The organism is Limnothrix sp. PR1529 (assembly GCF_002742025.1).
Taxonomy (GTDB): Bacteria; Cyanobacteriota; Cyanobacteriia; order CACIAM-69d; family CACIAM-69d; genus CACIAM-69d.
Window position 1 is genome coordinate 1 of sequence record NZ_LIRO01000055.1, and the last position, 23,118, is coordinate 23,118.

Annotated in this window: 22 protein-coding genes; 8 read left to right on the forward strand and 14 right to left on the reverse strand. The window is 56.9% G+C overall.

Annotated features, from left to right (window positions below; all coding sequences use genetic code 11):
• The 3 genes from AMR42_RS08590 to AMR42_RS08605 all read right to left on the reverse strand — a co-directional run.
• The coding region (locus tag AMR42_RS08590) for an ABC transporter permease (protein WP_099533062.1) at positions 1 to 619 on the reverse strand (619 nt) is incomplete at its 3' end.
• 84 nt (positions 620 to 703) lie between these two features.
• Positions 704 to 1,720: an ABC transporter ATP-binding protein gene (locus AMR42_RS08595; protein ID WP_099533043.1), complete on the reverse strand. Its 1,017-nt coding sequence runs from the start codon at positions 1,718 to 1,720 to the stop codon at positions 704 to 706.
• A gap of 478 nt (positions 1,721 to 2,198) precedes the next feature.
• Positions 2,199 to 3,224 (reverse strand): DUF2325 domain-containing protein, encoded by a 1,026-nt coding sequence (locus AMR42_RS08605; protein ID WP_099533045.1) that lies wholly within the window; start codon positions 3,222 to 3,224, stop codon positions 2,199 to 2,201.
• Positions 3,225 to 3,483: 259 nt separating this feature from the next.
• On the opposite strand from AMR42_RS08605, the gene AMR42_RS08610 reads away from it, so the two are divergent.
• Entirely contained in the window at positions 3,484 to 4,692 is a 1,209-nt protein-coding gene (locus AMR42_RS08610; RefSeq protein WP_099533046.1) for an aldo/keto reductase, read from the forward strand.
• 217 nt (positions 4,693 to 4,909) lie between these two features.
• Here AMR42_RS08610 and AMR42_RS08615 read toward each other — a convergent pair whose 3' ends face one another.
• Positions 4,910 to 5,392, reverse strand: coding sequence for a TerB family tellurite resistance protein (locus AMR42_RS08615; RefSeq protein ID WP_099533047.1), 483 nt, complete (start codon positions 5,390 to 5,392; stop codon positions 4,910 to 4,912).
• 168 nt (positions 5,393 to 5,560) lie between these two features.
• On the opposite strand from AMR42_RS08615, the gene AMR42_RS21380 reads away from it, so the two are divergent.
• Positions 5,561 to 5,692 carry a hypothetical protein gene (locus AMR42_RS21380; protein ID WP_255407539.1) on the forward strand — a complete coding sequence of 44 codons (132 nt, stop codon included), beginning with the start codon at positions 5,561 to 5,563 and terminating at the stop codon, positions 5,690 to 5,692.
• 40 nt (positions 5,693 to 5,732) lie between these two features.
• Entirely contained in the window at positions 5,733 to 6,947 is a 1,215-nt protein-coding gene (locus tag AMR42_RS08620) for a M20 family metallopeptidase (protein ID WP_099533048.1), read from the forward strand.
• A 121-nt stretch (positions 6,948 to 7,068) separates the two neighbouring features.
• Here AMR42_RS08620 and crtB read toward each other — a convergent pair whose 3' ends face one another.
• From crtB to AMR42_RS08670, 9 genes are all read right to left on the reverse strand, one after another.
• Complete coding sequence (gene crtB / locus AMR42_RS08625) at positions 7,069 to 8,043, reverse strand: cyanoexosortase B (protein ID WP_099533049.1); 975 nt, start codon at positions 8,041 to 8,043, stop codon at positions 7,069 to 7,071.
• Between the two features lie 171 nt (positions 8,044 to 8,214).
• Entirely contained in the window at positions 8,215 to 8,679 is a 465-nt protein-coding gene (locus AMR42_RS08630) for a CBS domain-containing protein (RefSeq protein WP_099533050.1), read from the reverse strand.
• 129 nt (positions 8,680 to 8,808) lie between these two features.
• Positions 8,809 to 9,585 (reverse strand): endonuclease III, encoded by a 777-nt coding sequence (nth, locus tag AMR42_RS08635; RefSeq protein WP_099533051.1) that lies wholly within the window; start codon positions 9,583 to 9,585, stop codon positions 8,809 to 8,811.
• A 51-nt stretch (positions 9,586 to 9,636) separates the two neighbouring features.
• On the reverse strand, positions 9,637 to 10,902 hold the full coding sequence (locus tag AMR42_RS08640; protein WP_199291350.1) for a gamma-glutamyl-phosphate reductase: 1,266 nt from the start codon (positions 10,900 to 10,902) through the stop codon (positions 9,637 to 9,639).
• Positions 10,903 to 10,906: 4 nt separating this feature from the next.
• On the reverse strand, positions 10,907 to 11,299 hold the full coding sequence (locus tag AMR42_RS08645) for a hypothetical protein (protein WP_099533052.1): 393 nt from the start codon (positions 11,297 to 11,299) through the stop codon (positions 10,907 to 10,909).
• A gap of 777 nt (positions 11,300 to 12,076) precedes the next feature.
• A complete protein-coding gene (locus tag AMR42_RS08650) occupies positions 12,077 to 14,233 on the reverse strand; it encodes a polyribonucleotide nucleotidyltransferase (RefSeq protein ID WP_099533053.1) in 2,157 nt (718 codons plus the stop codon).
• Positions 14,234 to 14,564: 331 nt separating this feature from the next.
• Positions 14,565 to 15,869, reverse strand: coding sequence for a hypothetical protein (locus AMR42_RS08655; protein WP_143472996.1), 1,305 nt, complete (start codon positions 15,867 to 15,869; stop codon positions 14,565 to 14,567).
• Entirely contained in the window at positions 15,842 to 16,270 is a 429-nt protein-coding gene (locus AMR42_RS08660) for a DUF2203 domain-containing protein (RefSeq protein WP_143472997.1), read from the reverse strand. The genes AMR42_RS08655 and AMR42_RS08660 overlap by 28 nt, the downstream gene beginning before the upstream one ends.
• 332 nt (positions 16,271 to 16,602) lie before the next feature.
• Positions 16,603 to 17,196, reverse strand: coding sequence for a peroxiredoxin (locus tag AMR42_RS08670; RefSeq protein WP_099533057.1), 594 nt, complete (start codon positions 17,194 to 17,196; stop codon positions 16,603 to 16,605).
• 91 nt (positions 17,197 to 17,287) lie between these two features.
• On the opposite strand from AMR42_RS08670, the gene pip reads away from it, so the two are divergent.
• Complete coding sequence (pip, locus tag AMR42_RS08675) at positions 17,288 to 18,238, forward strand: prolyl aminopeptidase (RefSeq protein WP_099533058.1); 951 nt, start codon at positions 17,288 to 17,290, stop codon at positions 18,236 to 18,238.
• An 87-nt stretch (positions 18,239 to 18,325) separates the two neighbouring features.
• Positions 18,326 to 18,544, forward strand: coding sequence for an NAD(P)H-quinone oxidoreductase subunit O (locus AMR42_RS08680; protein WP_099533059.1), 219 nt, complete (start codon positions 18,326 to 18,328; stop codon positions 18,542 to 18,544).
• Between the two features lie 551 nt (positions 18,545 to 19,095).
• Here AMR42_RS08680 and AMR42_RS08685 read toward each other — a convergent pair.
• Entirely contained in the window at positions 19,096 to 20,814 is a 1,719-nt protein-coding gene (locus AMR42_RS08685; RefSeq protein WP_099533060.1) for a methyltransferase domain-containing protein, read from the reverse strand.
• Between AMR42_RS08685 and AMR42_RS21110 the strand changes: the two genes are divergently transcribed.
• From AMR42_RS21110 to AMR42_RS08695, 3 genes are all read left to right on the forward strand, one after another.
• The gene (locus AMR42_RS21110; RefSeq protein WP_234406860.1) at positions 20,793 to 20,951 is read left to right on the forward strand and encodes a hypothetical protein; all 159 of its coding nucleotides are present in this window, start codon (positions 20,793 to 20,795) and stop codon (positions 20,949 to 20,951) included. The two genes, AMR42_RS08685 and AMR42_RS21110, sit on opposite strands and share 22 nt — an antisense overlap.
• A gap of 413 nt (positions 20,952 to 21,364) precedes the next feature.
• Complete coding sequence (locus tag AMR42_RS08690) at positions 21,365 to 22,117, forward strand: peptidylprolyl isomerase (protein WP_099533061.1); 753 nt, start codon at positions 21,365 to 21,367, stop codon at positions 22,115 to 22,117.
• Positions 22,118 to 22,367: 250 nt separating this feature from the next.
• On the forward strand, positions 22,368 to 23,118 hold a 751-nt coding region (locus AMR42_RS08695), incomplete at its 3' end, for a Crp/Fnr family transcriptional regulator (protein WP_143472998.1).

Consider the following 23,118-nt stretch of genomic DNA (forward strand, 5'->3'; position numbering starts at 1 on the left):
GGGCAAAGGGGAGGGGCAAGGTGGTGAGAAAAATGGCGGCAATTAAGTCCACGGGGCCCGGCAGCGCAAAGGCCAGACCCAAGCTGAGGGAGGTGACCCACGCCACCAACAGCAGCACGATCGCCCCGACCACGGCCAACCCCGCCACCCCCGGCAGCCCAGCCCCCAAAACAGCCGCCGCAATCACGATCGCCACGGTTTGGATCAAGGCCAGCAAGCCAATATACAGGGCTGAGGCGGTGATGATCGAAAAGCGCGACACCAAGGGAGCCACCAACAGCCGATTCAGAAAGCCAAATTCCCGATCGAACATCACCGGCAAGCCCGCATTCAGCGCCCCGCTAAAGGCCGCAAAGGCGATCGTCCCCGCCCCCAAAAACTGCCCATAGCCCACATGATCGCCAAACAAATCGGCCGGGACATTTTGGAACAGGGCCCCAAACAACACCAACCACATCAGGGGCTGAATAGTGCCGGCCACCAAGGTCACCGGCCGCCGTTGCAGTTGAATTAACAACCGTCGCAGCAGGGCCGCCGTTTCTTGCCAAAATTCCGCCAGGGGCGAGGGTTCCAGGGCGGGCGATCGGGTGGGACTGTCCGTGGGCAAAGTCGTGCTCATGAGGCTTAGGGGAATCTGGAGGGTAGGGGTGAATATGGAGAACTAGATGGAGAACTGGAAACTCTGGAAGGAATGGTCTGAGGCCTAGCGCATATTTTGCTTGCGGGCCAGCTTAGGATCCCGATCGCCCGCTGCCAAATCCGCATCGAGCAATGTCCGGCCCGTCGCCGCCAGATAAACATCATCCAAACTCGGGCGCGATTGGGCAATGCCAAACACCGGCAACCCCGCCTGTTCCAAGGCCTGCTGCACCAGGGTCAACCCCCGATCGAGATCATCCACCACCAAATTCAGCGTATTTCCCTGGCTCCGGTTGATCATCGCATCCTTGACACAGGGCAGCGCCGTCAGCAGGGTTTGGGCCGTTTCCGCCTCAGCAGCGGGGGTAAACTCCCGAATGCGCAGGGAAATGCGATCGCCCCCCAACCGAGCCTTCAACTCCGACGGTGTGCCCAGGGCAATCACCTGGCCCTGATCCAAAATCGCCACCCGGTCGGCCAGCGCATCAATCTCTTCCAGGTAATGGCTGGTGATCAAAACCGTTGTCCCCCACTGGGGCAACTTCCGCAAAAACTCCCACACGGCCATCCGGCTTTCGATATCCAGCCCCGCCGTGGGTTCATCCAACACCAGCACATCTGGCTCGTGGAGCAGCCCCGTGGCCAAGTCCAGGCGCTTGCGAATGCCGCCGGAATAGGTTCCCGTTTTGCGATCGAGCCAGTCGCCCAGCCCCAGCAGATCCGCCATGGCTGCAATCCGCTGCCCGATCGCCTCGCGTCGCAAGTGATAGAGCGCACCATGCAACTCCAGCATTTCCCGCCCGGTCAACACCTTGTCCAACGCAGCATCCTGAGCCACATAGCCCAACCGCTTACGGGCCGATCGGGGTTCCCGCAACACCGACACCCCCGACACAAAAATTTCTCCCCCGTCCGGCTGGGCCAAGGTACAAAGACAGCGAATCGTGGTGGTTTTGCCCGCGCCGTTGGGCCCCAACAGGCCAAAAATCTCGCCGGGTTTCACCTCCAGCGATACGTGATCAACGGCGGTAACATCGCCATAGCGTTTTTGTAGGTTCCGAATCGCAATTGCAGGGGTCATAGGCCGCGCGAGAGTCAGGGGCGATCGCCCGGCCCCAGGGTCTGACACCGTTGGATAGCAACCAGAACAGAGACCGGGGCTGGCAGGTAGCTAAAACAGCAGCCGAAAACCGGAGCAAGGCAAGACGAGCAGGATTTCTCAGGGGCCATTCTCCAGGGAGAAGCTCTCCAGGGAGATTGCGCAGGAAAGTCCTTGGATCATCGGCAGGGGCTAGATCCTCCCCACCCCGGCGATCGCACCCCCTCGCCATTCCTCAACAAATCTTCAAACTGATGCGCAATCCATTCTAAACCGCCGGGCAACGGCCGGGGCCGCCGGCCCGCCAACCAACGCTGAACCCAAGGGGCCTGTCGCTTCTTACTGGAATCTAGCGAAAACGGTTCATTGTCCATACCCTAATCGCTGTAACAAGGGGCTTAAGCCCCTTGCTCCTTACGATCTCTGCCAAGGGCGGAGTTAGGGTTTCAGACGATCGCCCCTACCCCCCCAAGCGCTTTGCCAGCAACTTCGCCTTCAGCCCAAACTCGATCGTCTCCAGCAGCTTGGTCATCCCCGTGGTGTTCACCATCTCCGGTGAAATGCCCATTTTCTTGGCCGACTGAATCGCCTTTTCCGTCAAGGAATGGCTGGCATAACCGGTCACGATAATCACCAAGTCCGCGCTGGAGATGTGGCTTTCCCCCTGCTGAGCCATGTTCAGACCCGCCTGGGCCGTACACCAAACCAATTCCACCTTCGATTCCCGCAAGCGATTGCGCACCGCCGACTCCAAGCGATCGTGGCCCCCAAAAACCACCACCTTACCCGCCAACTCCGAGTAGGGATTGGGACGGCGCTCAGACGATCGGTGCCGCGTTTGGGGCCGCACATCGGGACTGCGCTCCACCCGCGCCCGATTCTGCATCGCCTTTTCATAAATAAACATCAGCGTCTGTTCATCATTGCCCCGACGCTTGGCCACCGGCCCTTCTTCACTGTGTTGGTTAATTTGATCCATCAAGGCTTCCAGCACTTCCGTGAGGGCATCGATCGCCTTCAGGTCATGCATATAACCCCGAATCGCCACGGCCGCGTCCGTTGCGCTATAAAAATCCTGCTGGTCGCGAATCATGTCCAGCAGGTCTTCCCTTAGCTCATAGCGCCACCGGTTTGTTTGATCCAGTAAGCGTTCCTCAATCAGTCGTTCTTCTTGCAAAATCAACTGCCGATCGGCCGCTTCTGAAGCCAAGCGCGGCGCATCGGCCAGTTGCTGCAAAATATCCGCTTCCTTCTCTTGGAGTTTGCGGCGGGTTATGCTGTCGCCAAACTCATCGGCCGGCAACTCTTTGAGGGTGGTTTGCACTTGCGCTAACACCGCGTTCAACCGGGCTTCGATTTCCGCAAGGGCATGTTGATAGTATTCGTCTCGCTGCTTTTCTAGGCGTTTCGCTTCTAGCTCGACCTTTGCCGCCGAAATCAGGTCTTGGACGGAACTTTCGAGTTCATTCAGTTCTGTGATATCCATGGGAAGACTCCTAACACAAGGGGTTGGGGATTAGGAAATGGGCTGCCATTTTAAACATGACTTAATCCTATCGCTTCCCTTCAACGGTGCGTTATGGGCCACGGATCCAGTCCGCCCCAGCAAACATGGCTGAACTGGCGATCCGGCGCGGCATTCAGCATCGCTGTCTAGCATGGGGTATGGCTGTCTAGCATTGGGTTATTGAACCTTGCCACGCATTCCCTTGTTTCTAAAACAATTCCTCAGATCCCAAAAACCCATGCTTTATCGACGGTTTGGGCGCACAGAGCTATCAATGCCGGTGTTTTCCTGTGGTGGAATGCGCTACCAACAGGCCTGGCAAGACCTCTCACCCACACAAATTGACGCGGCGGGCCAAGCCAATTTGGCCGCCACGATCGAGCGGGCCCTTGCGTTGGGCATTAACCACATTGAGACGGCGAGGGGCTATGGCAGCTCCGAGATGCAACTCGGTTGGGTGCTGCCGCAATATCCCCGCCAGGATTTGATTGTGCAAACGAAGGTGGGGCCTGCTGCCGAGGTGGCCGACTTTGAGCGGGACTTTGAACAGTCCATGGGCTACCTCAAGCTCGACTATGTGGACTTGCTGGGCATTCACGGAATTAACACCCGTGAGCATTTGGACTGGACGTTGCGGCCGGGGGGCTGCCTCGATCGCGCCAGACGCTGGCAGGCGGAGGGACGAGTGCGGTTCATTGGATTTTCCACCCATGGGCCCCTGGACGTAATCATGGAGACGATTCAGTCCAACCAATTTGATTACGTCAATTTGCATTGGTATTACATCAACCAAACCAACTGGCGGGCGATCGAGGCGGCCACCCAGTTGGATATGGGCGTGTTTATTATCAGTCCAGCCAATAAAGGGGGGCTGCTATACGAGCCATCGCCCAAATTGGTGGAACTCTGCAAGCCCCTGAGTCCGATGGTGTTTAACAATTTGTTTTGTTTAAGCCATCCGCAGGTGCATACCCTGAGCCTGGGGGCCGCTCGGCCTAGCGATTTTGATGAGCATCTGAAAACCCTGTCCTTTTTGGATCAACCGGGTCAGTTGCTGCCCATGATTACGCGACGGTTGGAGCAAGCGGCGATCGAGGCGTTTGATCGCGAGTTTGGCCCCGGAGAAGGGAAGGCCTGGCTGCGCACTTGGGAACAGGGGTTGCCGAAACCGGAAGAAGTGCCGGGCGAAATCAGTGTGCGGACGATCGTGTGGCTGTGGAATTTGGTGAAGGCCTTTGACATGGTGGCCTATGGCAAGATGCGCTACAACCTGTTGGGCAATGGGGGCCACTGGTTTCCGGGGCAACGGGGCGATCGCCTGTCGGAGCTAGATTTGCGCCCCTGTTTAGCCCGCAGTCCCTATCCCGATCGGGTCTTGAATATTCTGACGGAGGCGCATCAGTTACTGGCGGGCGGGGCGGTGAAGCGCCTTTCGCAATCGTCTTAACTGAGGTCTTGGCGGAGATCTTGACGGAGGTTTTTGTTGAGATCTTGGCGAAATCTTGGCCAAATCTTGGCGAAGGTCTTAGCAGATGCCTGATCAGTATTTTGGGAGACTGATCAAGCACCAACCCTCACGGGGACAAGGGGCTTAAGCCCCTTGTCTGGGTTGATTCTGGGGGCAGGCGGCGGATCGTTGCTTCCGGTCTGCTCCCGATCGAGCCTTAGGACAGGTCGGTTTCTGCGAGCTTTTGAGCCAAGAACTCAATTAGGTCTTGCTTGGAAGCCCCGGCCTGATTGCTGTTCGATTCAATCCGTTTCACCACGTCCGGCGACAGGGCCAACAGCCGCACCAATTCACCATAGGCGGCGGATTCTTCGGCATTAATCACCGCTTCATCGGGCGTGCGGGCGCTGGAGGCAATGGTTTCATAGGCCAATTCCAGGGCCAATTCTTTGTCAGCGTCGTTGGTGAGCTTAGGCACAATTTCTGCCAGGGGCAGATTTTGCACCAAATATTCCCGCAAGTCTTGTTTCAGTTCGATCGATTGTTGGCCGTCGCGGGCAAACAGTTGGCTGAAGCGATCGAGCATCACTTCAATTTCTTCGTCGGCCAAATGTCCGTCGGCCCAGGCCATGGCAGCAACCACCCGCAGCAGGTTCATTTGCTTGGGGGCGATCGGGGGAGGTGGTGGCGGTTTTAGCATGGTGGCTCCCTCCGGTTTGGGATCCGGTGATTAGCGCTGAATTCTCTTTTCGATCTAGCCAATGGCCAGGGCGATCGGGGCGTTCTGGATCAATTCGCGATGGAAGTTGATGAAAGTCCACAATTGGTCGTCACCGACCGTCACCTTGGGGTGATTGCATCAAGATTTATGGCAGATCTCAGGGTTTCCAGACCGAGTGCTTGCCGCATTTTCAAGGCGATCGCGCTGTTTTGGATTCTGCCCTTGTCCCGATCGCTCTCCCGATCGCCATTCGTACAAGGCCCAACGGAAAAACTCTAAGCTAAGGTCTAAGGAAAATCTGAAAAGTATCTGAACTTCCGTGATTTCCACCTTACCCACCGCTCCAGGAATTGACCTATCGAAGTTACGGTTAGATGTGCGAAATTTGTTGCCGCAGTTGGTGTCTTGGCGGCGACAGTTTCATCAATACCCAGAGTTGGGATTTCAAGAGGCCCTGACGGCCGCTTTTGTGTGCGATCGCCTGCGAGAGTGGGGTATTGATTACCAAGCGGGCATCGCCAAAACCGGCATTGTGGCAGTCATTGAAGGCAGCCAACCGGGCCCAACCATTGCCTTGCGGGCCGATATGGATGCCTTGCCCGTGCAGGAGCAAAACGAAGTGCCCTATCGATCGCGCCACGAGGGCAAAATGCACGCCTGCGGCCACGACGGCCACACGGCGATCGCCCTGGGCACGGCCTATTATTTGGCCCACCATCGATCGCAACTGGCCGGAACCATCAAGCTAATTTTTCAGCCGGCCGAAGAGGGGCCCGGCGGCGCAAAGCCGATGATCGAAGCCGGGGTGCTGCACAATCCCGATGTGGATGCCATCTTTGGGCTGCATTTGTGGAATAACTTGCCGCTGGGTACGGTAGGCGTGCGGCCGGGGCCGTTAATGGCGGCGGTGGAACTGTTTGCTTGCACCCTGTTTGGGAAGGGCGGCCATGGAGCCATGCCTCACCAAACGATCGACTCGGTGTTGGTGGGGGCGCAAATTGTCACGGCCCTGCAAACGATTGTGGCTCGCAACATTGACCCGATCGATTCGGCGGTGGTGACCGTGGGCGAATTTCACGCGGGCACGGCCAAAAACGTGATCGCAGATCAGGCCCGCTTGGCCGGCACGGTGCGCTATTTCAATCCGGCCCTAGAAGGGGTGATTCGGGAGCGGGTGGAGTCGATTATTGCGGGCATTTGCGCCGCCCACGGGGCCCGGTACGAACTGGACTATCGATCGATCTATCCGGCCACGGTCAACGATCCGGCCGCAGCCGATCGGGTGCGACGGGTGGCCGAAACGGTGATTGAAACGCCGATTGGGGTTGTGCCCAACTGCCAAACCATGGGCGGTGAGGATATGTCCTTTTTCCTAAAGGAAGTCCCCGGTTGCTATTTCTTTGTGGGGGCGGCCAATCCCGATCGGGGCTTAGCGTTCCCCCATCACCACCCCCGTTTTGATTTTGATGAAACGGCGCTGGCCATGGGAGTGGAGTTGTTTTTGCGGATCATTGAATCCTTTAACACGCCCTAAACTCAAAGTCCTAGACCCAATCTCTCCACTCCCGATCTCGCCACGTCCCGATCGGGGGGCAAGGGTCTGAATCCCTTTATCTAGGGTTTATCTAGGGTTTTGCAGCCACAGGAGCCGATCTCTAGAAATCGGGATCTCGTTCTGCGGCTTCCGATTCATCCTCCGGCGCGATCGGGTCAGGTCGGGGCACAACCTTCGAGGGCGATGGGGCCAGGGCAGCATCCGGCCCTTCGCCCACAAACCGCTCAATGATTCGGAACCAAAGCACCACAGTCAGCAACATCACGGCTGAATACAGGTCGCCGCCGGTTCCCTCATGCATGAACTCGAACAGGCCATCCTGACCCGTACCGTGCAAGTAGGCCAAAATCGTGTTCCGAAAGACATTCATCAACACGCTGATGACCGTGGTTCCCACCAAAAACAAAGCGATGGGCGATCGCCCCCGCACCGTGCCGCACCAATAGATGGCCATCAGTCCCACATACCAACAGGTCAGGAGCATTTTCAGGCCCGCGCAGTGGGGAGCCACTTCCACCGCCCGATCGCGCACGTAGAGATAAATGCCCTCCACCTGCGCTTCCAGTCCCACTTGGTTCAGCAAAAAACCAGCCATGGCGGCAATGAACCGCTGCAACCCCACCACGTAGGGCGAAATGAGGTAGGGAACCTCGTTGGGCGTGGCCAGGGTGGTGAAGACCAAGGGGGCCGCCATCAACCGCCAACCGGCAGCCCCTTTCCAAACACCACAAAGCCCCCAGAGGGCGATCGGGAACGACAGGTTCACCCAATCGGCCACGCCGCTCAGGTAAAACGCCACGCTCAACCCCAACAGCCCCCAGCCCACCGGGTGCGATCGATCCGCCAATCGCTGCCAGCGCGATCGCTTTTCCCATGCCAAATAGGCCGCAAAGGGCAGCCCAATCAGGCCGTAGCTGAAATATTCATGCTCAATGCTGATGTCTTTGGTGAGCCAACCGCGCACCCAATGCACCAACAGCGGCCCATAGGCCAGGGCCAAGCAGGCCGCCCCCGCTGGCAACAGGGCCCGATCGAGCCAGTCAGAACGATTTGCAACGGGGCGATCGGCAGTCATGAACTTCAACCTCAGCGATCAGCAAATTCCAGCGGCCTCTTCCAAAATGCCACAGCCGCCGAACCCTAACCACTGTTAATGCTGGGCGATCGGCCACAAATCCGGCGCGATCGGCCCAAACGGTTCAAAATCATGCCTCAGCCATCACTCAACAGCCCAGACAATGCTGGCCTATTGCAACCCGTTGGCCATGGCTCGAATGATGTCGCCCCGAGTCAGGATGCCCACGATCGCTCCCGCATCATCTACCACGGGCATTCGGTGAATATTGCCTTCCAGCAAATGCCGCGTGGCATCGCGCAGCAATGTATCGGGCTTGGTGGTTTTCACCCGATCGCTCATCACATCGGCCACCGTACTGCCCAAGGCCTTGTGCAATTCCTTTTCAAATTGCAGGGGATTTTTGAGATAAATCACACTGTCCAAAATGGTAATGAACGGCGGCACATCCACGCCGGTCTCTTGCCACATCAGATCGCTTTCCGACACGACCCCAATCAACTGCCCCGCTTCATCCACCACGGGCACGCCGCTAATGCGCTGTTCCGCCAGGAGTTTGATGACCTCGATGAGGGAGGTGTCACGACGGACGACGATCGGATCGCGGCTCATTACATCGGCAACCGTTGCAGCCATTCGCTCGATCCCTAAATGCTTCTGCCCTCATTCTAGGACGGGCGATCGGTTGGAGAGCGCAACTGGTAACGATTTGACACGCTCTGTGGCCCCAGCTCGGCAGCGAAGGACTCGATCGCTGAACGGGGGCTAGGGTTTGGGGGGTGTTTTGGCCTTAGCTGTGCTGGAACTGGCTTTGCTATTAGATTTGCTGCTGGTTTTGCCGGTCGATCGGGCAGTGGATTGGGGTTTGGCCTTGGTTGTCGTTGCGCCCAGTCCCTTTTGGGGACATAGATCCGCTAACTGGCAGCGATCGCAAGCCGGTTTCCGGGCATCGCAAACGGCCCGCCCGTGATAAATCAGCCGAATCGACCAATTTTCCCAGTCCGGTTGGGGCAACAGCCGCATCAAATCGCGCTCAATCCGCACCGGATCCTGATGCTCAGTCATGCCCAAGCGATAGGCCAGGCGCTTCACATGGGTGTCCACCGTCACGCCCGCATTGATGCCAAAGGCGTGGGCCAGCACCACATTCGCCGTTTTGCGCGCCACCCCCGGCAGCAACAGCAGTTCCTCCATCCGCTTGGGCAGTTCGCCGCCAAATCTGTCCAGGATCATTTGGCAAGCGCCCTGGATATTCTTGGCTTTGTTGCGATAGAAGCCGGTCGATCGCACCAAGGCTTCCAACTCGGCTCGATCGGCCCCGGCCAGGGCCGCCGCGTCGGGAAACCTCGCAAACAGAGCTGGCGTAACCAGGTTCACCCGCTCATCGGTGCATTGGGCCGACAGAATTGTCGCCACCAACAATTGCACGGGGGTTTCATAATTCAGGCTGCATGTGGCATCGGGATAGAGCACTTTCAGGCGATCGAGAATTTCGATCGCCACCTGTTGTTTGGCGGCCCACTTACGAGTGCTTACCGGCATGGTTGGGAATCAGTTGAAAGGAGCCTGAACGAATCAAACCAAGGGGCCAAATTAGCCGTCCCCTTGGACAATTTGCTTGATGGTGGTCAACATGTCCAGGCCGATCGCCCCGCGTCGATAGCCCTTTTGATTCGACATGCCCAAAAACACCGAAGCACTGCCCCGGGGATTGCGCTGGAATCGGGGTGAGGCATTGATGTAGGTGGAGGCGCTGTCGAGGCGGGAGGCAAATTGGTGGGCTTCTCGATAGGATTCGGTGGCGATGCAGTCCGCGTGGCCGCTGCTTTGGGTGTGAATCACCGCGATCGCCTCTTCCACGCTGGCCACGGTGCGAAACGCAACGGTTTTGGTTAAATAGGGCCGATTCCACTCATCATCGGCCGCCAAGGGCAAGTCGGGAAAATCCTGTTGCAAATGGGCATCGACCCGTACTTCAAACCCGTCCGTTTGCAAGGAGCCAAAGAGCACCCCCAGCATCGATCGGTTGTGGCGCTCGTGAACCAGCACCTTTTCGATCGCGTTCACCGCTTCCGGATCGCCCTGGTGGCTGTCGGAAATGGCCCAACGCACCACGTCTAACTCGCCGGACAGGGCCCAGTAGAGATAGCAATTGCCGATCGCTGCGCCCAGAATGGGCACGGTGGCAAACTGACTGGCCTGTTGCACCAGCTTTGGCCGGCCATAGGCCACAATCAGGTTCAAGTAGCGCTCCTGGGCCAGCAGGTCGCGCATGGAAATATCCCGATCGGGCGGAATGGCTGTGACACATTCGGGCGGCAATTCCCCAGCCGTCAGCCCATCGGTGAGGGCCGCCGCGATCGCCGCGTTGGTGTGCTTGGTGTCGCTGCTGCCATACAAAATCATGCTGTTGCCGGTTTTGATGCCCATGCCCGCCGCGATCGCCCCCAGTTCCGGCAGGCCCTCATGCACCAGGGCGATCGTCCCCAGGGGCATCAGTTGGCAATAGCTTTGTAGGTATTGGGTTTGGTGGGTGGCGCGAATGGCCTGCCGGGTGGGGTCGGGCAAATCCGCCAGCCGATCGAGCATATCGGCCACCTGTTGCAGTCGATCGGGCGTGAACTTAATCCACAGGGACGGCAAGCCGCTGTTGGCCTTTTCGCGGCTGGCTTCCAAGTCCAGCGTGTTGGCTTCCAAAATTTCGTTTTGGGCGGCTCGCAAAGCCTTGGCCATCACCTTCAGCGCCCGCGATCGCTCGCCACCACGCATGGCCACCAGGGCCGATCGCCCTCGGGCCGCCGCCGCCAATGCCCCAAATAAATCCAGCGCTCCCGAATTAACCAGGGGATTTCCAACCATAATCTCAGCGCCGGTATGCCAGCCATAACAACAACAGCGGTAGCCCAATCACCAGCAATCCCGGCAACAGCCAAGCCGCCGTGCCTGCCAGTCCTTTGACAATCAGGGGCAACCAAGCCAACACCAAGACAAATCCAGCCCAAAGGGTAATGGGCAAATAATTTTCACGCAAGGGTGGACGCACGGAGAGCCAGCGCGTTCCTGTCCATCGCCACAGCCGTCGGTAGATTGCCCCAGAAGACACCTGCTCAATTTGATCGCCCGATTCGGTCACCACAAAAATTTGCTGGCAGCGATCACAGCCAAATGCATCCATGAGTGCGATCGGCCGCAGGGTGCCCCGTTGCCGACAGGGACAAGGGTAGGACTCCGTTAGCTCAATCTGAGAAGTCTTCAACGATCGCCCGATCGCCCGGTGGGAATAAACGACTTGGCCAGGGGTTTCTCATGCTCTTAGCTTAACAGGGCCGCCCCAACCGCAAGGAAACACCCCTAATCCAAACCCCAATCACCCACGGATCCCATCCGAATTCCATAGGAGTTCCATAGGCGTTCCATACGAATTCAATCTTGATTCAAGATTCAACCGGCTTCGGTTTTGTTTCAAGCTGATTTCAAGGCTACAAAAGGCGGCTCATGTCCGCATTTCACCACAATTTGAGCCGAATACCAACCATCAAAAGGCCACGCGCTGGCAAAGTCGGGCTTGAGCAAATTCTTTGGTTAATATGGAGGCTTGACCCCACCCATGGGGAACATTCCCACAAGGATGAGGTCAGGCATCGAGAGATTGGTAACAGCGGAGGGAAGCGTCACAACGAAGATTCCCTCCGTTCTGCTAAGGAGCTATGGTCAAGGATTTCGGGAGCTGAGTCCTGCGATCGCCATCATCATTCCCTGTGATTCTGGTTAACCTCGCTAGTGATTTTTGCCTAGAGGCCTGACGGCATGGGGCGATCGGCGTTTTTGTTCGATCGCCTCCAATTGTTGAGCGCCGTTCTGCAAACAATTCAGAACCAATTCAGAACAATGCCCACAAAAAACCGGAGATCGACTGTTCGATCTCCGGTTTTAGGTTGGTTAGCCCTCATGCAAGAGCCATGGAATTGGTCCCATACCTCTCGCCACTAGGCTGCTGGAGGAGGCAGGGGCGGGGGCTTTCAGCCCAAGTTCCTTAGGTGGCCGCTGCTTCGGCCGCATCGCGGGCCGCCGCCGCTTCGTCGGGATGGATGCCCAAACGGGTCAGGTTGATCCGGCCGCGATTGTCGATTTCGCGCACCTTGATGATCACCTCATCGCCCACGGCCACCACGTCTTCGACTTTGCCCACGCGCCGATCGGCCAGTTGGGAAATGTGGATCATGCCTTCTTTACCGGGCAAGAATTCCACAAACGCCCCGATCGGGATCGTGCGGGTGACTTTGCCCACAAACACGCTGCCCACTTCGATCTTGCGGGTCATATTTTGGACAATTTGAGCCGCGCGCTTGGCCTTTTCGCCATCGTTCGAGGACACGGTGACTAAGCCGCTGTCTTCGATGTCGATTTTCGCGCCGGTTTCTTCGACGATGCCCTTAATCGTTTTGCCGCCGGGCCCGATCACCATGCCGATGTCGCTCGGGTCGATGCGGAAGGTCAGCAGGCGCGGGGCAAACTTCGACAGGTCGCCACGCGGTTGATCGATCGCCGCCATCATCTTTTCCAGGATGTGCAGACGCGCCGGGCGGGCCTGTTCGATCGCCTTGGCGATCGTGCCCATGTCTAACCCGGTAATCTTCATGTCCATTTGCAAGGCGGTGATGCCGCTGTCGGTGCCCGCCACCTTGAAGTCCATGTCACCCAAGAAGTCTTCCAGACCTTGGATGTCCGTCAGGACGCGAATTTCTTCGCCTTCCTTAATTAGGCCCATGGCTGCGCCGCTGACGGGCTTGGCGATCGGCACACCGGCATCCATCAGGGACAGGGTAGAGCCGCAAACCGACCCCATGGAGGTGGAACCATCCGAGGATAAAACTTCCGACACCACGCGCAACACGTAGGGGAAGGCATCCTTCGGCGGCAACACGGGAACCAGGGCCCGTTCTGCCAGTGCGCCGTGACCAATTTCCCGGCGACCGGGCGATCGCATCGGGCGGGTTTCACCGACCGAGTAAGGCGGGAAGTTGTAGTGGTGCAGGTAGCGCTTCTGCTCGTCCGGGTGCAGATCGTCCAGTTCCTGGGCATCGCCGGGGGTTCCCAGCGTCACCACGGACATCACCTGGGTCAAGCCCCGTTGAAACAGGCCGCTGCCATGAACGCGCGGGGGCAACACCCCGGCCCGGCAGGAGACCTGCCGCACTTCGTCCAGTTTGCGCCCATCGACGCGCACGCCATCTTCAACGATTTGGCGACGCATCAGGGACTTGGTGACAGCCTTGAAGACCTTGGGCAGGGCCTTGGGGTCAGCGGTGGCGGCCACTTTGATCGCGTCATCGTCGGCCCGATCGGCAATTTCCTGGGCCACAGTGGCTTGCAGGGCATCCAAGGCCGCGTCGCGCCGGGTTTTGCCCAGCTCAAATTGCGACAAGATGCCTTTGATTTCGCCCGTGGTGCGCGATCGAATGAAGTCTTCGAGGGTGGTGTCGATCGCGGGGGGTTCCGCCGTCACCAGTTCCAGACCCAATTCAGCGATGATGTCCCGTTGCGCTTGAATCAAGTCGCGCACGGCTTCATAGCCAAAGTCGATCGCCTCGATGATGTCCGCTTCGGGCAGTTGATTGGCCCCCGCTTCCACCATCACCACGCCATCGGGCGATCCGGCAACCACCAGATCCAATTCACCCTTTTCAATTTCCGCATAGGTGGGGTTGATGATGAACTCGTCGCCCACCAAACCCACGCGCACCGCCGCCATCGGCCCCTGGAAGGGAATTTGGGCCAGCAAGGTGGCGATCGAAGCACCCGTCACGGCCAGCACATCCGGCGGCACGTCGGGATCGAGGGACACGGTGGTGGCCACCACTTGGATATCGTCGCGCAACCAATTCGGGAACAGCGGGCGCAGGGGGCGATCGATTAAGCGCCCGGTCAGGATCGCCTTTTCCGGCGGGCGACCTTCGCGGCGTTGGAAGCTACCCGGAATGCGGCCGGCGGCATACAGCCGTTCTTCGTAATCAACAGTGAGGGGAAGAAAATCAATGCCCTCGCGCGCTGAGGAACGGGTGGCGGTTACTAACACTGCGGTATCGCCCGACCCAATCAGTACCGATCCACCAGCTTGGGGTGCGAGCAAACCGATCTTCAGCCGAATATCCCTTCCATCAAAGGATATTGACTTGTCAATTTCTTGCATGAATGATGATGATCCTTGGAGATTCTTTCTATTACTGTGGCAATCCTAACACCGTTTGTTAGATACTAGACCGTTTGTTAATTCACGGCCAACTGTCTCGACAAAACGACGTAAAACAAGGCTCCATAAGGATTTAGTCCCGATCGCTTCGGTGGCTCATTCAGCCGATTGCCCCCCTTTGGGTTCCACTCACCTACCCGATCGCGGTTCATGATCTCGCCCCCGATCGCAAGGTTGATTCCAAGGGCAATTGCCAGTGATCATTGCCAACGATTATTGCCAACGATCAGAGTCCACAACCATTCGGATTTCTAACGCGAAAGCCAATCTTTTAAGGGGCTGGCCGCAGTGGCCCCGATCGCCCACTGTTCTCCCGATTTGGCGCTCCATTCAAAACCGGTGCAGGCCGACCGGCGATCGGGGTCAAATTCCAACGCAGCCAGGCATCCTGGGCCAAGTCCAGGGCGATCGCGGCGGCTCCGTAGCGGTTGATGTGGCTGGGGTCTGCGAAATAGTCGTGGCGATCGGGCCAGCGCAGCAACCAATCTTGAACGATTAGCCCCTGATCTCGCAGTTGTGCCAAATAGGTCTGGAATTCCCGTTCATAGGTCAGCCGGGCCGGATCCAAATAATCCTGACTGAGGGGCAAGTTCACAAAACTCAGACGAATGCCGCGCGATCGAGCAAAGGTGATCAACTGGCGCGCCGCTCGATCTTGAACACCGCCTGCCAACTGAAAACCGCTGTACATATCGTCATAGCGACCGGGCACTTTCGGAAATTGTTGGTAGTAGCGATCGGGCGCAAAACGGCGCAAATCAGCCAAAAAGCCCAGCCGATCGAGTTCTGGCTCTGGGCGCAGTGGCAAGGGTGGTTGTCGTTGAAGCCAACCGGGCATCAGGCCGGGCATCAGGGCCGCGCCGGGATAGGTGCTGCTGTTGAGGGTCAAGGATGGCAACCCGTTGACCGATCGCCCCCAAGGAGATTCCCGCCACCGCGCCACAGACCAGGGGTGACCGCCCCGGGCGCGGGCCATGGCCAGTTGTCGAAAGCCCTCGGAAGCCGCAATGCTGGCAAAGGTGCGATCGATCCGGCCACTGTTAAAGGCCCGCGAGCCATCGCCCCAAACCACCACCCGAGGCAACCAGTCCGGCGGAAACAAATCCATCAGCAACCAGCGCACCACCTGGGCCGTTGCGCCGTTAATGCCAAAGTTAAACACCCGCACGGGCCGCCGCAGGGTTGTTGACAACGAACGGGCCAAAACCGTCGGGTCAATGCCCTGGAGCGATCGGGAACTGCCCACAATCAACAAATCCGGCGGCTGGCCATGGGTCGCCAAATATTGCCGATAGAGCCGCAACTGCGATTCCAACCGAGGACTCCCCCACCGGGCGCGATCGAGCGAAACCGGCGATCGCGGAGTCAGGGGCCACAGGGGCCGCCGACGCTCCGGGGGCAAGGGCGCTTCCCAGTTTTTGAGCAAGGTTTGCGCATCCAGGGTTTGCGCATCCACGGGGGGTTGAGGCGGCTCGATCGGCCGATCGGCATCAGCTCGATCGATCCCCAAACCCAACAGAACCGCCCACACCAGCGCCCCACCCGCCATTAACCGGCCCATAGCTTGAGCAACCAACCCAACACCACTCCCAAACTGCCAAACCGCACCGCTTGCCAAAACACTTCCTTTAAACCGCTGTCCGCAAAGAGGCGACTTTCCAAGGCCAAGTCCAACTCTTCCAGCTCCCGCTGCAAGGTCTGGATCGTTTGCGTCAATTCGCTGCGAATTTCTCGATCGCGCGCCCGGGCCAAATCCGCCCGCACCACTTCCACCTGATGGCCCAAACTGGCTCGCCGCTCCCGATCGGCCCGTACCTGCTCCAGGCGCGATCGCACCTGGCCCATGGCGGTTTCCGTCGCCGCTAACCGATCGCTCAACTGGGCTAAAAAAGCCGAAAACTCTACCTCCTCAGACAAAGGCTCCTTAGGCAAAGGATCCGGGCGATCGGCAGATGATGGGGATGGGCGACGACTCATTGGACAGCTTTGAGACCATTCAGCAGGGCAATTCATCCCAAAGTCTACCGAATCGATCGAACCCCAATCCCGAACGCCCAACTAACAAAAAAGTCGCCATCTTGCCAAAAGATAGCGACCCTCTCTCAGGAGTCAGTTCAGCCAACCTTAAAACGATGTCCAAGAAATGATCTCCAACCCTACAGGTCGATCGAGAGGTTTTGGCTCATCGGTCGATCGGGTTGGGTTCCTAGGAAGGAGGAGCTTGAGCCACCATTACCCAAGCCTGAGGGCAATCGCAACGGTGGCCATCAGCCGACCAATTCCGGCCAGAACGCCGAAATTTGCGTCAATTACAGGGCGGCGAAATAGTCCTTCGACTTCACAGGATCCGGATTCATCGTCTTTTCGCCCGGTTGCCAACCAGCGGGGCACACTTCATCGGGGTGAGTTTGCACGTATTGAATCGCTTGCAGCACGCGCAAGGTCTCATCCACGCTGCGGCCGAAAGCCAGGTTGTTGATGGTGGCGTGTTGAATCACACCTTCCTTGTCAATAATGAACAGGCCGCGCAGGGCAATGCCTTCTTCGGTCAGCACGTTGTAAGCGGTGCTGATTTCCTTCTTGATGTCCGAAACCAACGGGTAGCTCAGATCGCCCACACCGCCGGACTTGCGATCGGTTTGGATCCAAGCCAGGTGCGAGAAGGCACTGTCCACCGAAACGCCCAATACTTCGGCGTTCAGTTGCGAGAACTCAGCGTAGCGATCGCTGAAGGCCGTGATTTCCGTGGGGCAGACAAAAGTGAAGTCCAGGGGATAGAAAAATAGGACTACATACTTGCCACGGTAGTTCGACAGCTTAATTTCTTTGAACTCTTGGTCAGAAACGGCCGTAGCGGTGAAGTCAGGGGCAACTTGGCCCACACGGAGGCAACCTTCGGTCATGGGAGTGAGTCTCCTGTTGCGCTGTTTTAGACGAATTACGAACTGTTACGAGAATATCATAGTCATTACGATTTTGACATGACGGATTGCCATGAGTTTATTTCCGCCGATCGACCCCTATCGCCAAGGGACACTGCCCGTTTCCGATCGCCACACCCTCTACTTTGAAGAAAGTGGCAATCCCACCGGCAAGCCGATCGTGATTCTGCATGGCGGGCCCGGCGGTGGCAGCCAACCGAGCTATCGGCAATATTGCGACCCGACCCAGTGGCGCATCGTGCAATTTGACCAGCGCGGTTGTGGCCGCAGCCAGCCCCATGCGGATTTGACCGACAACACCACTTGGGATTTGGTGGCGGATATTGAGCGTTTGCGGGAGCATTTGGCGATCGAGCAATGGGTGGTGTTTGGGGGCAGTTGGGGCAGCACCCTCGCCCTGGCCTATGCAGAAACCCATCCCGATCGCTGTTTGGGGTTGATTTTGCGGGGAATTTTCATGCTGCGGCCCCAGGAACTGCGCTGGTTTTATCAGGAGGGAGCCGGCTATTTGTTTCCCGAAGCCTGGGCCCAATACCTAGAGCCAATTCCCCCAGCCGAGCGACATGATCTGATGGGGGCTTACTACCGTCGCCTGACAGATAAAAATCCAGCGGTGCGACGACAAGCGGCCAAAACCTGGGCCGTGTGGGAAGCCAGCACCAGCAAGCTCATTCCCGATGCGGATTTGCAGGCGGCCTTTGCCGATCCCTTTTTTGCGGAGGCCTTCGCCCGAATTGAGTGCCACTACTTTGTCCATGGGGGCTGGTTTGACCCGGCCGATCAACTGCTGCAACGGGTCGATCGGATCCGCCATTTGCCCGCCGTCATTGTCCACGGCCGCTATGACGTGGTTTGCCCGGTGGTTTCCGCCTGGGAATTACACCAAGCCTGGCCGGAAGCCGAGTTGCAGATCATCCCCGACGCGGGCCACTCCATGGCGGAACCGGGAATTCTGAAGGCATTGGTGGCGGCAACCCAACGTTTTGCCCAACTGAAAGTCTGATCTCAGCTTTAAAATGGGACAATCTGCATCAACCGGGAAACGGTTGTTCTCAGTTAACAATTACGTGCGATCGCGCCATTAACTCCTATGCCCGTCAAAAAAGGTTCCTTTGTTCGTGCCATTCGCGAAAAGCTAGAAAACAGCGTCGAAGCAACCGCCAGTGATCAGCGCTTTTCTTCCTACCTATTTGAAAGCAAAGGAGAGGTGCTAGATCTGCGAGGTGACTATGCCTTGGTGAAGTGGTGCAAAGTGCCAACTCCCAATATTTGGCTCCGCTTGGATCAACTCGAAGAATTTTCAGGTTAATGCTCTAATTGTTTTAAGTCAATCTTGGCTTATTTCATTTCAAAAACTCTCGAAATTGTCCGATCAGAAACCTTTTGGCTACTGATCGGGCATTTTTCGTTGATCTTAATTTCAAGATAAATCTAAATTTTTCACGGATTTTTATTTTTTCAGTGAATGAGATATTTTTGATTTAAATCTTCAATTCTTTATCAAGATCTATCTAGTATTTTAGAGATTGATTTTTTTCATACGGAGCATTTATCGATCATAAATTGAATTTCAAATTTATTGCAGTCAGTCAATACAGGTGGCAAGAATTTAGAAATTTCTAACTAAGTTTTTATCAAATCCAGATTCATTTAAAGATCATCAAAATCCGAATTTTTAATTCCTCAATTCAGCTCTTTAGCTAGTTGCCGAGATGATCTCAGAAAATTTGAATTATTTATCTTTTCAATTAACAAAATCCAATCAAATAATCCAGCATTCACCCTGGAATCAGTTGCGCTAATGCAGGATCCAGGCTGACTGAAACGGCGAGGACAAGCGAGAGGTCAATGGCCCTGGGGTCATCCTGCAAATAGATCGGGAATTCGGCGCTGTAAGGCCGCGTTCAACTCCGGCAGGCGATCGCGCAGGGATTGATACCACTCATATCGTTGGCGATAGTGCTGGCACATCAGCCGGTTTTGGGACACCCACTGATAGGCGTTTTGGGTCAGGGTTTCGCGTAATTGGGGGTAGTCAACCAGGGCAGCTAGTTTTTGCTCAAAGTCCGCTGGGCTGTAGTAGAGCAGGCCCGTTTGACCATCGATCAGGGTTTGTTGATAGACCACGGGGCTGGCCAGGGCGGCGGTGCTGTGGGCGGCACACTCAATGAACTTCAAGTCTGATTTCATGCCGTTGAAGCGGGTGCGTTCCAGGGGCAACAGGGCCACATCACTTTGGTGCAACAGTTCCGCATATTCCTCATAGGGACAGAAGGGGCGAAAGGTTTTGTGGGGCGTTTGCAGGGCTTCAAAAAAGCGGCGATCGTGAATCACATGCACCAGAATTCGATCGCCCCGTTGATTGAGTACGCGGTTAATGCCGTCAATCAGCGGTTTCCAATCGTTTTCCCGGTTTAGGGCCCCAAAAAAGAGGGTGACCGGTCGTTGTGGATCGATGGCGGCGGGTGGCGGCAATTCCGCCAACTGATTGGGAAACACGGCCACGTAGGGGTTCACTTGGCGCAGGAAGGCGGCCAGAGGTTCCGTAGAGGTTTGGATGGCGTGGACGCTGCGATAGGCGAAAAAGTCGGTCTTTTCGGTGCGGGCCCAGCGGTAGGGGTCGTCATCCACTTCCAAGATGATCAGATAACCTCGGGCCAGGAGTTTGCGCTGCTGCACCAAGTCCTGTTCTCGGTTCAAAATCGCCCGTTGCCAAATAAAAATTGGCTCTTCGTGGGCTTGCACGGCTCCGGCGGTGGCGGTGCGATCCTGGGCGATCGCCCGCATTCCGGGAATTCGATTTAAAAACTCATTCGGTTCGGTCACTCGCACTCGTTTGCAAACCTTGGCTTCCATCACCAGGGTTTGGGCAAAGAAGTGTCGCTGGGGCCGATCGCCCGGCCGCATGGCTCGCACCAGGTATTGCACCGAAGCACTTTGCTGATTAAACCGCTGCCGATCGACCCCCAACCGATCCAGCAGCGGACCGATCGCCTCTTGGAATTTGTCGCGCATTTCGTCGGGGCGACTGCGACCCCGAATTTCTTCAATTTCTAACCCCGCCTGCTGAAAAAGCTGGGTAATGGAATCCTTGGTGAAGAAGCGCAAATGGCCCCGATCGAAAATGCCGTAATCCGCATATTCCCAACGGCCCGACAGCAAATCCACAATGGCTCCCCAATATTGAATATTGGGAATGCAGGCAATCACTTGGCCACCGGGAGCCAGCCAGCGTGCATGGTGGGTCAGGGTTTGCCAAGGATTAATGAAATGCTCCAGCACATCCCCATAGACCAGGCAATCCATGCTTTCCGGGGGAATCTCTGCCCCCAGTTGGGGATCTTCCGCATTGCCCACATAGACGCGATCGAGCCGGCCCGCCGCGATTTGGGCCGCCGCTGGATCTTGCTCTAAGCCGATGTATTGGGCAAAGGGGTTAATTCGTTTGTAGGCCTGTCCCAAGGCCCCTGTGAAACAGCCCACTTCCACAATCGATCGGGCATCTCCGGGCAGCAGTTTCAACAAATCGGCATTGTGAATGTCGCTGTAGGCCAGGGATGCGGCGGGTTCAGAAGTCATCGGAACAGGAGGATGGCGAGCGATTGGGTGAACAGATCACCGCCCTAGGCTATCGCGCCCGATCGCCCGACACAAGCCACAGCCGCCACTTTCCATCAACGGAACCTCCCCCGGTGGCCCTGCGTCCACAACCTTAATCCGCCCTTGTGATTGAAGTGATCAAATTCATGATCTAAATCTATCCCCGCGTTCCAATGCATTCTGGCCAAGGCTTTTGTTCCCTATGTCCTGTCCCCAAGGCATTGAGCACCCGTTTTCCCAACGCAACAACCTATCCGGCTTGATTCCAGGCGCGATGGTATTCTTTGGAAGATTCATGCTCCACCCCGTTCAGCCACGATTGAATGAGCGGCTTAACTGACAGGGCAACCCAAACACAAAACTGATGCGCACCCCAAAGTGCCACACCAACCCTGTGATGGTTACCTGATCGCTGCTTAATGGTTAGTTGATGACTGACTGAATCAATTGGCCAATCACCAGTTAGTCGTTAACGTTTCGTTTACACTTTTTGTTCGTTTTGCCTGCAATCGCTGCAAATCAATTCACCATGGCAGGTCTCTTCCAAATTGGTCCGAATGTTATCCAAGCGCATGAGATGCTCTCGCTGCTCAGTCGCTATCACCTGATGCCGCAATTCCTACGCGGATTGGTGATCGATCGGGCGATCGCCGATGTGGAGTTCACCGAAGAAGAACGGCAACAGGCCGTGATCAACTTTCGGAAGCAACATCGGATTATTGAGGACGCAGACATTACCCGTTGGATGCAGGAAAACAACCTCTCCATTGAAGGGCTTGAAGAGCTGGCCATTCGGCCCATGCGGCTGGAAAAGTTCAAAGAGTCCCAATTTGGGCGCAAAGTAGAAAACTATTTTGTCAGTCAAAAGAGCCGCCTAGATAAGGTGGTCTACTCCTTGATTCGCGTGCAGGATGAAGGGCTGGCCCAGGAAATTTATTACCGCATTGAAGAGGGCGAGTCTTCCTTCGCAGAAATGGCTCGCACCTATTCCCAAGGTCCAGAAGCTCAAACCAATGGTCTTTTGGGGCCCGTGCCTCTGAACCAGCCTCACCCCTTCATTGCCCGCATGTTGGAAGTGAGCCAGCCGGGTCAATTGTGGCCCCCGCGTGCCCTGGTGGAATGGTTTATTATTGTGCGGCTGGAACAGTTTTTGCCGTCGCAGCTTGATGAAGCCATGCGCCGACAAATGATCGATGAAATGTTTGAAAACTGGATGCGCGAACAAATTCAAGCCCTTGGTTCGCCCCAGTTACTTTGGGCCGCTTCCGATTCGGGAAGTTGAGGGCGATCGGGATGAGCCAGGGCGATCGCCCGCTACGGTTAGTTTGATCAAGGGCAATTTGACCCATCCAATTTGACCCATCTTGATTCAGCTCCTGACTCCGCAAATGATCCATTAAAACGATCCATAATTTGCGAAACCGTTAGCCAGCCGTGAACCCATGCGCTGATTTGGCTCTCAATCCCGATCGCCGCCCGCCTCGATCGCCCCGCCTGACTGCTTTGACCCGTTTTTGCCCGTGCCTGGAGTTATGACTCAAGCTGCTAGCCATCAGCCCATTCAAGTGTTTCTGGCGGAGATCGATCCGTTCAGCCGCCTCAGCTCCGCCAGTTTGGAACGCTTACTCCAGGGGGCCCAGCTACTGCGCTACCGGGTGGGGCAACCACTGCTCGATCGCCAAACCCTACCGGCCCAAGTCTTGGTTTTGTTCCAAGGGCAAGTGCGGGTTCTGGGATTTGACGAGCGATCACAACGGCCCGTCAGCCTCAAACTAGCCACTCCCGGCGAAATTCTCGGTTGGGCTGGGCTGTTGCGAGGCGTGGCCTGCGAAACGGCGATCGCCTCCACCGAAACCACCTGCATCAGCATTCCCGCCGCCGACTTTCTGACCGTGATGGCCGAAGAGGCCACCTTCCGTCAGGCCTGGGAGTCGCGCTGCAACCTCTGTGAACTCTTCAGTTTGCTCAGCCAGGAGCTTCAGCGCCAAGCCGATCGACGCGGCAACTTAAAAGACATCACCCTGCGGATGCTCGATGAAGTGCAGGTGATGGGCATTCCCGAAGGACTTGTCGATGAGGCCACCCTTGAACGGCTGATTGATCCGCAACTCGTCTGGCTCCTGAGTGGTGGCCAAGCGGAAACCGTCAGCGGCAAACTGGTTGCGGGCGATCGATTGCAATGGGCCGGCAGCGGCTCCGTTACCATCACCGGCGGCCATGCGGCCCGCGTCGTTGGGTTCACCCAAGACTGGCTCCGGCAGCGCACCCCCCAAACCGAAGCCG